Source organism: Candidatus Rhabdochlamydia sp. T3358, from assembly GCF_901000775.1.
Lineage (GTDB): Bacteria > Chlamydiota > Chlamydiia > Chlamydiales > Rhabdochlamydiaceae > Rhabdochlamydia.
This window is the reverse complement of the sequence record NZ_CAAJGQ010000019.1, coordinates 75,503-86,779: the sequence shown is the minus strand read 5'-3', so window position 1 is coordinate 86,779 and position 11,277 is coordinate 75,503. Positions and strand designations below refer to the sequence as shown.

The window sequence follows — 11,277 nt, the reverse complement described above, 5'->3', positions numbered from 1 at the left end:
CCCTTAACTGTCTCTGCGAAGACCTCGGCATTAAATTCCTTACTGGCTTCCAGAATTTTGGAATCAATTGGCTTGCGGCGTGACATAGAACCTCCTTAAATTTGAGGTCTTTACTATGCCATATTACCTAATCTGCTATCAAAAATTTTTAGTTAAATCGCCCTGGATTAAAGGGGTTCCATCTATTATTAAATGCAAGCTTCTAAAAGCGTCTTTATAGAGGGCTTATTCTCTAAAATGAAAGGGCATTTTCATTGTATTAAAATTTTTAGTCAACAAAAAAATTGGCAGTATTAAGTGGGAATTATGCAGGCTGGATATATCAATTCTTTGAGAGTTAAAAATTTTATGAAGATTTAAAAGGATTGGAAGGAAAGAAATAAGACTTTATGTATCAAAGGATTCCAAGTTAATTGTTCCATTCTTATTGCATATGAGTTAATAAAGCTAATTCCCGCAACTGTTTCTCTGTATTTTTATAGAATGGCTTAGCTTATCTTTAGGGACGTTTTTTTTAAACATTTGAATTTTTATCTAGCTCTTTGTAATTTTTACATCACAAAACGCACCAAATTTTCTCTATTTCTTTGCAGATGGCATGCAGCATCTGAATAACTCCCTATTACTCCGTCTAAACTCGAAGGTCCTTCTGTTTCTATGTTTTGGCCAAAAGCATCGCTATTGTTATGCAGAACCAAAGCATAGGGATCTTTCATAGAATAATGTCCTTGTTCAAAAAGGGCTTGGGTTTCTACTACGATCTTATCAAAAAAAACGTGTCTAAACAGATTTATGGCTTCCTTATCGGAATAATTGTTAAAACCGATCACTTTTAAATTTTCAAAAGAAGAGGTTTTTTTTAACTGTTTAAAGCTGAGAATTTGCAGTCTATTGAGCAAATTGACATTTTTTACACCTCCGATCTGTGTAGTAAAAATGGCAGGTGGATTAATCGTATAAACATATCCTTGAGGCAGCATGTGCTCTAAAACACTAAACTCATTACATAGTTGATGTGTATAAATGGTAAATAACGCTTCAAGAGAGATCACATGATCATTTAACACAGAAAATTTATCGCCTAAAGCTTCTAGGATATCTACATCTTCTTTCAAAATTAATTGCTCGAGTAGCTCTATTGTTTCTTGATAGGTTATGATGTTTTGCACTTCATGTAATGCGGGTAACCGGTGCTTTTTTGTTAAAAAATAAATGAGGTGCTTTTGTAAGGATTCCTCATATTGTTTGAGTTTTTTTTCAAATACCTCTTGATTCCACTTGCTTTGGTTCCAAAGAGGTTGAAAATCAGAAGGAAGCTCTTGCCCTATTACAGGTTGTTGCTTAATTTCCACAATTTTCATGATGACTTCATCATTTCCTGCTAGTTCGAAATCAGGCTGGATAGCAGCGCTTAAGACAACCCTTCTTCCCATGTTATTTAGCAGTAAAATACCGTGTCTTTTTTTATAGATGTAATCACCTAACATTGTTACAGGGCAAATAGGGGTTACAAAAGTATGCAAAGCCCCTTCCATGTTGGTAATTTTATCACCCTTTTTATATTTAACACCTAAAGCAGAATCTTTTTTATTTGTCATTAAATGCTCCGTCATCGCTTTTGAAACAAATGCACTTTGCGAAATAATAACCGGCTGTAGCTCCCATTTTCCTTGGTTTAGCTTTTCTATAAAGTCCGCTCGATGAGAAATTCCCTTAAGAGCGATAAGCTCATTAGAATGGACGGTATAAAAAGCAGAGCTAATTTCTAAAGGAGGAATGAAATTTTTAAGTTCAAGGGATGCAGCAGTAATAAAGGATAAACAGGTGATTAGGTTTATGATGAGATTCATGAACGACTCCAAAGGGGCATTTTTTTAAGCTGAGAAATGATTTCTTGAGAATCTTGAATTTGTTGATTAATAGATATCCTTTCGGCTTCTTGCAGTAAAAGACCCATCTGCTTGCCTGGGACTATTCCTGCTGCTTTAAGAGAGCTAGAGGTGACAAGGGGTTGTTTTTTTTGAATTCTTTCAATTGCCTTTTTCAGTAGCTGCTGTTTTTGCTGATGAAAATCAAAAAATTCGCTTCTGTCTTTACTGGGTAAACTGTTTCCAAAAATCTGCAGACAAACGTAGGACTGAGGATTTGCATAAAAATGCGCCCATTCAACAAGTTCTATTTTCCAATCTTTAGGCATAAATAACATTTTTTTTGCGCGGTGAAAAAACAAAGTGAAATTTTTTTCCATGCGAGATAGTTTGAGATACTCGCAAATAGACAATTGTTCCTCCAAAGATCGATCGGGAAATAGCTCTAATACATAAGCAATGACAGGGGTTTTTTTAGGGAATCTTTTAAAGGGCTCTATTTTTTTTTCTAGCTCTTGTAGTTTCAGATTCTGAAGCTCCGGAAAAATAGTCGTTAATAAACCTAGTCTATATAGTTCTAAAAAACTGCTATCTAATTTCCCAAATTGAGCCATTTTATGAAACTCTTGCCATACACGTTCCATAGCAACAGAAGGAAATAAGCTTTTTGCATGAGCGATAATGGCTTGATCGGTTTCTATCTCAATAGAGAAGTTAAAACGAGTGGAATAGCGCACAGCTCGTATCATACGCAATCGATCTTCTAAAAAACGAGCGTGTGGATCTCCAATTGCACGAATGATCCTTGCTGTGAGATCTTTTTGTCCTTCTACGTAATCGTATAAGGTCTCTGTAAGAGGGTCCCAAAATAAACCGTTAATAGTAAAATCTCGACGAAGTGCATCTTTTTCTGGAGTAGCAGATTCGATATGAGTAGGCCGTCTTCCATCTACATAGTCTTTTTCTTTACGAAAAGTAGCTACTTCAAATTGATGTCCTTCAACAACCACAATCACAATGCCAAAAGCTAATCCAACTGGGATTGTTTTAGAAAAGAGCTTTTGGATGACATCTACTGGGGCCTCAGTTGCGATGTCTATATCATCAGAGGGGTGATTCATCAAGTAATCACGTACCCAGCCCCCTGCAAAATAGGTGGTAAATCCAGCTTTTACAAGAGTTTGTACAATTTGTTTAGCAAGTGCAAAATTACGCATAAAGGCTTTGTATAGTTGATCTTTTTACCTATGTTACTTTTATCTCTTTTTCAAAGACAGTTCCAAATGGGTTGGATTTCTTAATATAATTAAACAGTTCCTCAAAATGAAAAATCAACCTCTCAATGAAATAACTTACAGAGTACAATTCAAGCATTCTCATTAAGGGGTCTTTTCAGTGGTGTCTTCTTAGATTAAACTCCAATATGGAGGTTATTAAGAGCTTCCACAATAGATGTATAACCCTTTTCTAAAGCCTTGTTCGAAGCTTTGCTTAAGTTATCCGAACTAACTTCCTGAAATTTGTTAGATGTTATAAGGGTTTCTACAATACCCAACTCGCCGTTTTCAGCAGCTTCAATTAGAGCTAAGCTTAAGTAATGCGAATCAATTTCATGAAATCTAGTAGACTCTATAAGAGCTTTCACAACAAGTGGATAACCTTCTTTTGATCCTCTTTCAGCCAAAAATGGGAAAGAAGATTTAAGGTCATCATTTTGAAATCCAATATCTTCCAAAATATATATACAGCTATGTCTCGAGGCATTTTCCAAAGCCCAACCTAAGTCATCAGGACTAATTTTCTGAAATTCATCATTAGATGCTATAAGAGCCTGCACAATAGGTAGATGGCCTTTTTCTGAAGCTTCTCTTAGAGACCAACCTAGATAATATGAGTCAATTTCCTGGAATCTGCCAGATTCTATAAAAGCTTCTACAATAGGTAGATGATTATTACTTACAGCATTTTCCAAGGCCCAGCCTAAATCATCGGAACTAACTTCCTGAAAACCATGAAACCTTATAAGAGCTTGTATCATATTTAGCTCACCGTTCCCTGAATGCCTTTTTAGGCTCCAGCCCAGACTATGCATATTGACAGTACTTGCCTTTTTTAGTAGGTAATATTGTGGAGTAAGGACTTCTATAATAGGTAAATGACTGGTTCTTAAAACTCGGTTTAGACAAGGCAGGCTAATTTCTTTAAATTTCTCAGATGCTACAAGAGCTTGTACAATATCTAAATAGCCCTTTTTCGAAGCTTTTTCTAATGCCCAACCTAAACTATTTGGTTTGATTTCCTTAAATTTATTAAGCTTCATAAGAGCATGTATAAGAGTTAGATTGTTGCTCCTTGAAGCTTTTTTTAGAACCTTCTCTATATTGGAGCAAGTTTTGTCTTCATCAATATATCCAAAAACTTTTGCGAACAAAAGATGGTAGTGGTTTGGATTTGATTCTTTTAAATGATCATGTGTATTTTTGATTATTTTACAGGTTTGCAATAGATTACTCATATCCTTTGGATTAAGATTTGAGCAAATTTTTTCAAATAATGATCTTAATCCTAAGACTTTGAGGGCATTTTCATTTATTTCATCACTCGTAGTACTTGGAGATGAGAAAGCAGGGTTTGAGAGGATTGAAGGTATTGCCATATTAAGCTCCATTAATTAATAGAACTAGTTTTAGCATTTATTGCTATTAACTTAAATTTTTTAAATTAGTATGGAAACTTTTTAATTCAGAAATCTTTTGTTAAGAGGTGGAGCTGTCTTTACTAACAAAGACAGCTCCAAAATGGTTTACCCAGCTTTCATCATTTGTCCAAATTCAGTAATTGCTTGTCCTGATTGCTGGCCTAGTTGTGCAGATCTATCGGAAATATTCTCTACAAACATTTTCTCCGTTGAGCCTAACTGAGAGTTAATCTTTTGTGTTTGGGTATTAAAAAAGCTAATGAGGTTTTGAGAGAGCATGAGTTTTGTATCTTCAGGCCCCATTTCTGTCATCCATTCAAGACCTGGTAGTTCTGGATTTTGGTAAGCTGCGATACAGATACTACCAGCAGATAAACCAGTAATTAATACAGCAGTTGCTCCTAATGCTAAAGAGGAAGAAGCCATAATCCCACCTCCTATGGCAACTATCCCGCTTAAAAGACCCGCCCCTGCTAAGAGTCCTAAGCCTGTTAAAGCTAAAATGGAAGCGCCAAATACGGATGCAGCAAGTATCGCTGCGCTTGTTGTACTCATATGACGGCCTTGCACGGACTGGTTAGCATGATCTTTTATTGCTTCAGCGTTAATCTCTAATTGAGCTGTTTTTACTTTTACTTGCTCTATACCTGCTAACATGGCTTTGTCATTTTGATCCATTTGACTTTTAGCAAAGGCTAAAAAGAGGAGGAGAACGTTACCTATTTTAGGTTCTAGTTGTTGGTTTTTCACTAGAGTAGCTGTTTGTTCTTCTAATTGGTTAATGAGTTTTTTTTGCTGTTCTGGAGAAGTATATTCAAGCTCTATACCTTGTAGGGTGTTTAAGATAAAATTTGCCTTTTTTGGATCTAGCTTTTTTAGCTTGCTAACGTTTTTTTTGAGCTGACTAAGATTTTCTTTTAATTGCTCAATAAACGGTTTTAGCTCTTCTGGCGATAGAGAGGCTAATTGAGAGAATTTTTGTTTAATGAGAGGGTCAATAAGCATAAATTCTTTTTGCATTAATTGATCAGAAAATTTGGATCTTTGTTTTGGTGATAAATTTTCTAGAATAGAGAGTTCTTTTTCGATCTCTTCTAGATGCTGTTCATTTAAAGGCATATCAGGCGGAATCATGGACTTTTTTTCTGTATAGCGGGTTTTGTTTTGGATTTTAGTTAAAGGTTTAGGCTCCTGTTGCTGAATCTGTTGAGATACATGATGTGCTTGTTCAAGCTTTTTTAAATCCTCAGAAGTGATTAGGTCTGTTGAGAGAAGAGATGGTTTTATCTCCGCTTGAGGAATGTTTTGCTCTTTGAAAGAATCTGATATGGGTTGAGAATTTATGATATCTGACATAGGTTCCTTGATTAGATTTATTGCCATTAGTTTGAGAGACAAAGATTTGTAACGAGGAGGATGTCGATATTTAGAATGAGTAGTGATTAATTTCAGCGGTGGTTTTTTTTAATTTATCCTCCTTGATTTTTAATGTTTAGTTTTATTAAAACATAAAAATGAATTAATTTAATCGTGTTTTTTATTTGTATGTTTTTTAAATTTTGATCAGTTAATTATTATAATAATGTTTTATTTGATTTCTCAAATCTTATGTAGGGATTGTAAAAATTAATAAGAAGAAAATTTGCTGACAAATTTTAAAATTGTTATTTCAAAAAAAGTTTGATGAAATGAACATATTCAACTAGAGCAAATTTTTTATATTTAAAAAATGGCGTCTTTTAAGAGAGCCCATTTAATAGATAGATAATTGCAACCCGAAGCTTCTTCTAAAACTTTGTTTAAAAGAGATGGATTAATCTCACTAAATCTAGTCGATCCAATAAGAGCTTTCATAATGAGTGTTTGGTTGTTTTTCGAAGCCTCTATTAGAGCTAGGCCTAAGTAAGCCTGATTAATTTCATGAAATCTAGTAGACCCAACAAGAGCTTTTACGATGAGTACTCGACCTTTTTTCGAAGCTTGTATTAGAGCTTGACCTAAATAATTCAAATTAATTTCATGAAATCGAGTAGATGTTATTAGAGATTCCACAATAGAGAGATGATCACTTTCTGAAGCTATTAGTAGAGAATTATCTAAACTAGTTGATTTAATTTTATTAAACTTATTGGATGTTATAAGGGCTTGTACAATTTGTATATGGCCATATCTTGAAGCTTCTGTTAGAGATATACCTAAATAATCCAGAATAGTTTCATGAAATCTAGTAGATCCAATAAGAGCTTTTACGATGAGTACTCGACCTTTTTTCGAAGCTTGTATTAGAGCTTGACCTAAATAATTCAAACTAATTTCATGAAATCGAGTAGATGTTATTAGAGATTCCACAATAGAGAGATGATCATTTTCTGAAGCTATTAGTAGAGAAGTATCTAAACTAGTTGATTTAATTTTATTAAACTTATTGGATGTTATAAGGGCTTGTACAATTTGTATATGGCCATATCTTGAAGCTCCTAATAAAGCATCGTCTATGTAAGATGAGTCTATTTCATGAAATCTAGTAGATCCAATAAGAGCTTTTACGATGAGTACGTGGCCGTTTTTCGAAGCTTGTATTAGAGCTTGACCTAAATAATTCAAACTAATTTCATGAAATCGAGTAGATGTTATTAGAGATTCCACAATAGAGAGATGATCATTTTCTGAAGCTATTAGTAGAGAAGTATCTAAACTAGTTGATTTAATTTTATTAAACTTATTGGATGTTATAAGGGCTTGTACAATTTGTATATGGCTGTATCTTGAAGCTCCTAATAAAGCATCATCTATGTAAGATGAGTCTATTTCATGAAATCTAGTAGACTCAATAAGAGCTTTTACAATGAGTACTCGACCATTTTTCGAAGCTTCTGTTAGAGCTTGACCTAAATAATCCAGACTAATTTCATGAAATCTAGTAGACTCAATAAGAGCTTTTACAATGAGTACTCGACCATTTTTCGAAGCTTCTGTTAGAGCTTGACCTAAATAATCCAGACTAATTTCATGAAATCTAGTAGATCTAATAAGGGCTTTTACAATGAGTACTCGACCATTTTTTGAAGCTTCTATTAGAGCTTGACCTAAATAATCCAGACTAATTTCATGAAATCTAGTAGATCTAATAAGAGCTTTTGCAATGAGTACTCGACCGTTTTTCGAAGTTTCTATTAGAGTTTGACCTAAATCCAGGCTAATTTCATGAAATCTAGTAGATGCTATCAGAGATTCGATAATAGATGAGTAATCATTTTCTGAGGCTATTAATAGAGAAGTATTTAAACTAGTTGATTTAATTTTATTAAACTTATCTGACGCTATCAGAGCTTGTACAATTTGTATATGGCCATATCTTGAAGCTCCTAATAAAGCATCGTCTATGTAAGATGAGTCTATTTCATGAAAGCTCATGAAAATTTCCATAATAGAGAGATGATCATTTTCTGAAGCGGTTACTAAAAGACGACCTAAGCTATTTGGTTTGATTTCATGAAATCTATTAGTTCTTTTAAAGGCTTGTACGATTTCTATATGACCATTTCTTGAGGCTTTTATTAGGGAGTCGTATATGTAAGATAAATTAATTTCATTAAATCTAGTAGATGCTATCAGAGAGTCTACAATAGATAAGCAACCATTTTCTGAAGCTACTGATAGAGAGAAACCTAAGTTGTTTAGTTTAATTTCATGATCAGATTTCATAAGATGTTGAATGATAGGGAAATTTCCACTTTTTGAAGCTTCTATTAAGGATTCTCCAAGGTCATTTATAAAATTTGGAGGCGATAAAGCAGAAGATGGTAAGAGGGGATTTATTGTCATACAATTCCTTAAGTTGGATAAATAATTATAGCATTTACATCTTATTAAATCAGCATTGCTCAAGAGATTGTGTTCAGAAATTTTGATCAGGTGTATTCTTTGATTAATTATTTTTAGGTTATATGAAGATCAGAACTCTAGATGAACAAACCATTAATCAGATTGCTGCAGGAGAGGTAATAGAGAATCCAGCATCTGTAGTAAAAGAGCTGGTGGAAAACGCGGTTGATTCTGGAGCCTCTCAAGTTAAAGTGGAGATCTTTGGTGGGGGATTTCAAAGCATTACTGTTAGTGATAATGGATCGGGCATGAGCCGAGATGATGCTTTGCTCTGTTTTATGCGTCATGCAACATCTAAAATCCAGAAAGTAGAAGATTTATCTGATCTATCTACAATGGGATTTAGAGGAGAAGCACTCTCCTCAATTGCTGCTATTTCTAAGATTACGTTAACTACTTCTTATGAAGCAGCAGGAATTAAGCTAGAAGTAGAAGCTGGTAGGGTTTTATCGATAGATCCTGCTCCTAGAGTGAAGGGAAGTAGTATAGAAGTTCGTTCTTTATTTTATAACGTTCCTGCTCGTAAAAAGTTTCAAAAAAGTGCTTCTGCAAGTAGTGCAGAGATTACCAAATTAATGACCTTTCTGAGTTTAGCTTATCCAGAAATAGGACTTACTTTATGGCATCAGGATAAGAGAGTCTTTGATTTTTGCGCTTCTGAAAATAGACAAGAAGAAATGCTTGTGCGTGCTAAGACTTTACTTAGTCATGATTTTGTAGAAGATATTCATGTAATTGCACATAAACAAGAGAGCTGTGAGGTAATGGGATTTGTCGCTTCTCCTTTAAAGGTGCGTGTAAATCGTTCGGGACAATATCTATTTGTCAACCGTCGAGTTGTTGTTTGTCCTATCTTTAGTTATGCGGTGCGAGATGCTTTTTCTACGCGAATTGAAAAAGATCGTCATCCTTTATTTGTTCTGCACTGTACAATTGCTCCTCATTTAATAGATGTAAATGTTCATCCACAAAAAAAAGAAATTCGTTTAAAAGAGGAAAAATATACAAAAAACTCGATTCAATTGGCTGTAGAAAAGGCGTTAGAAAAAAGAAGTGGAAATCAACTAAGTGCTTCCATACCCATTTCTTATGGTCATCATGAAAACCCTTTTTGGACAAAAGAGGTCCCCTCTGGCATTTTGTATGACTCTTTACCCGAATCCAAACAAGAATCATTTATAGAAAATACACTTGAGGTCATTGGGTTGTTTTCTCATTATCTTTTTTTATATCCCCAATCCGCCCTATTGAAAATACTAGACGCAAAAGAGACCATAGCCATGATAGGGGTTGATCTATATGCAGCAGAATCAAAGATCTTATTTGATGAAATGAGGAGAACCGAAGAACCTAAAGGATCGCAGACTTTATTATTACCTGATACTTTATCTTTTTCAAAAGCAGAAAGCGAGGGGATATTGAGCATATTAGATGAGTTGCATCAGCTAGGTTTAAGGCTTCATCCTATTGGCGAGTCTGCTTTCCTAGTGGAGGCTATACCTGAATTTATGAAACAAGATCAAGTAAGAGATCTCATGTTAGAGTGTTTACAAGGTAGTAAAGAACAAGGAAATAGAAAGTATGCAGCCATTTTGTGTAGATGGGTTCGTAAAAATAAGCAACCATTTTCACAAGAGCGAGCCTTGAGGTTAGTAGAGCAATTGCTTTGTTTGCCAGACCCTCTTTTTTGCCCTTTAGGCAAAAGGACTATAAGCTGTATTACAAAGGGACAAATCGATGATTGGTTTAAGTGAAAAGGAATTTTTTTTAAAAAGAGTTGCTAGGTTATGGGAGCAGTTAGAGAGTTCTATAGAAGCGTGTTTGATTGAAGATTCGATAGACCTCTATTACTTGACCGGTTTATCCTTATCTAAAGGTTCTCTTTTATTGACTCGAAAAAAACAACTTCTGCTTGTAGATGATCGATATTTTCAATCAGCTGTAGAAAAAGCAGTTGTAGCCGTTGAAAGAGATTCTCCTATTGCTTGGGAAGAGTTCTTTGCGCATAGCTCATTTAAAAAAATAGCCTTTGATTCTGAGAAGGTGTCTTATGAGCGGTATCTTGGATTGCAAAAATATCACAAAGATCTCGTCGCTTATCCTAACTTGCTTAAAAATGTACGAGCGATCAAAGATACTGTTGAAATTGGAAAAATTACCATGAGTGCTCAACTCTTAAGGCAGGGCTTTACCCATATTTGTTCTCTTTTAAAAGTCGGGATTACAGAAAAAGAATTGTCTAAAGAATTTGAAATTTTCTGTCTGCAGCAAGGGGCAGATGGTTTGGCTTTTGAGCCCATTATTGCTTTTGGTAAAAATAGTGCAATGCCTCATTACCATAGTCAAAATGTTGCCTTGCAATCAAAAGATGTCGTTTTAATAGATATTGGTGTAGTTGTAGATCATTATCATTCTGATATGACACGAGTTGTTTTTTTTGAAGAACCGCACTTGCGACTTTCTTATTTATATCAGATTGTAAAGCAGGCTCAAAAAGCTGCTTTAGATCTTTGTGCTCCGGGGATCACACTTGCAGAACTTGATTTAGCTGCCCGCGAGGTATTTAGAAAACATGATTTAGAGCCCTTTTTTGTGCATAGTCTAGGTCATGGAATTGGTTTAACAACGCATGAGTTTCCTCGAATTTCTCATCAAGGCAAGGATTCTCAGGTGATTTTGCAAAAAAATATGGTTGTAACAATTGAACCAGGATTGTATCTACCAGATATTGGTGGAGCGCGATATGAAGATATGATTCTTATTACAGAAGAGGGATATCGGTTTTTTTATCCCATTGATCCAGACGAATAATAGGTTAAAAAAATC

The 11,277-nt window shown here is 34.7% G+C and carries 7 protein-coding genes; 2 read left to right on the top strand and 5 right to left on the bottom strand.

Going from position 1 to position 11,277, the window contains the following annotated elements; all coding sequences use genetic code 11:
* Positions 1 to 551 precede the first annotated feature (551 nt).
* From RHTP_RS06790 to RHTP_RS06770, 5 genes are all read right to left on the bottom strand, one after another.
* Positions 552 to 1,850 (bottom strand): hypothetical protein, encoded by a 1,299-nt coding sequence (locus tag RHTP_RS06790; RefSeq protein ID WP_138107374.1) that lies wholly within the window; start codon positions 1,848 to 1,850, stop codon positions 552 to 554.
* Positions 1,847 to 3,085: a CCA tRNA nucleotidyltransferase gene (locus tag RHTP_RS06785; RefSeq protein WP_138107373.1), complete on the bottom strand. Its 1,239-nt coding sequence runs from the start codon at positions 3,083 to 3,085 to the stop codon at positions 1,847 to 1,849. Before RHTP_RS06785 ends, RHTP_RS06790 begins: the two co-directional genes overlap by 4 nt.
* A gap of 194 nt (positions 3,086 to 3,279) precedes the next feature.
* A complete protein-coding gene (locus tag RHTP_RS06780; RefSeq protein ID WP_138107372.1) occupies positions 3,280 to 4,524 on the bottom strand; it encodes an ankyrin repeat domain-containing protein in 1,245 nt (414 codons plus the stop codon).
* A 147-nt stretch (positions 4,525 to 4,671) separates the two neighbouring features.
* Positions 4,672 to 5,922, bottom strand: a complete 1,251-nt coding sequence (locus tag RHTP_RS06775; RefSeq protein ID WP_138107371.1) for a hypothetical protein — start codon at positions 5,920 to 5,922, stop codon at positions 4,672 to 4,674.
* Between the two features lie 366 nt (positions 5,923 to 6,288).
* Positions 6,289 to 8,391 (bottom strand): ankyrin repeat domain-containing protein, encoded by a 2,103-nt coding sequence (locus tag RHTP_RS06770; protein ID WP_138107370.1) that lies wholly within the window; start codon positions 8,389 to 8,391, stop codon positions 6,289 to 6,291.
* 122 nt (positions 8,392 to 8,513) lie between these two features.
* On the opposite strand from RHTP_RS06770, the gene mutL reads away from it, so the two are divergent.
* Together mutL and RHTP_RS06760 are read left to right on the top strand one after the other, a co-directional pair.
* The gene (gene mutL, locus RHTP_RS06765) at positions 8,514 to 10,205 is read left to right on the top strand and encodes a DNA mismatch repair endonuclease MutL (protein WP_138107369.1); all 1,692 of its coding nucleotides are present in this window, start codon (positions 8,514 to 8,516) and stop codon (positions 10,203 to 10,205) included.
* Positions 10,189 to 11,262 (top strand): M24 family metallopeptidase, encoded by a 1,074-nt coding sequence (locus tag RHTP_RS06760; protein WP_138107368.1) that lies wholly within the window; start codon positions 10,189 to 10,191, stop codon positions 11,260 to 11,262. Before mutL ends, RHTP_RS06760 begins: the two co-directional genes overlap by 17 nt.
* The last annotated feature ends 15 nt before the right edge of the window (positions 11,263 to 11,277 follow it).

What these genes read in the sequence shown, in the direction of transcription:
- RHTP_RS06790 (WP_138107374.1), bottom strand. Translation starts at nt 1,850, where the DNA reads ATGAATCTCATCATAAACCTAATCACCTGTTTATCCTTTATTACTGCT.
- RHTP_RS06785 (WP_138107373.1), bottom strand. Translation starts at nt 3,085, where the DNA reads ATGCGTAATTTTGCACTTGCTAAACAAATTGTACAAACTCTTGTAAAA.
- RHTP_RS06780 (WP_138107372.1), bottom strand. Translation starts at nt 4,524, where the DNA reads ATGGCAATACCTTCAATCCTCTCAAACCCTGCTTTCTCATCTCCAAGT.
- RHTP_RS06775 (WP_138107371.1), bottom strand. Translation starts at nt 5,922, where the DNA reads ATGTCAGATATCATAAATTCTCAACCCATATCAGATTCTTTCAAAGAG.
- RHTP_RS06770 (WP_138107370.1), bottom strand. Translation starts at nt 8,391, where the DNA reads ATGACAATAAATCCCCTCTTACCATCTTCTGCTTTATCGCCTCCAAAT.
- mutL (WP_138107369.1), top strand. Translation starts at nt 8,514, where the DNA reads ATGAAGATCAGAACTCTAGATGAACAAACCATTAATCAGATTGCTGCA.
- RHTP_RS06760 (WP_138107368.1), top strand. Translation starts at nt 10,189, where the DNA reads ATGATTGGTTTAAGTGAAAAGGAATTTTTTTTAAAAAGAGTTGCTAGG.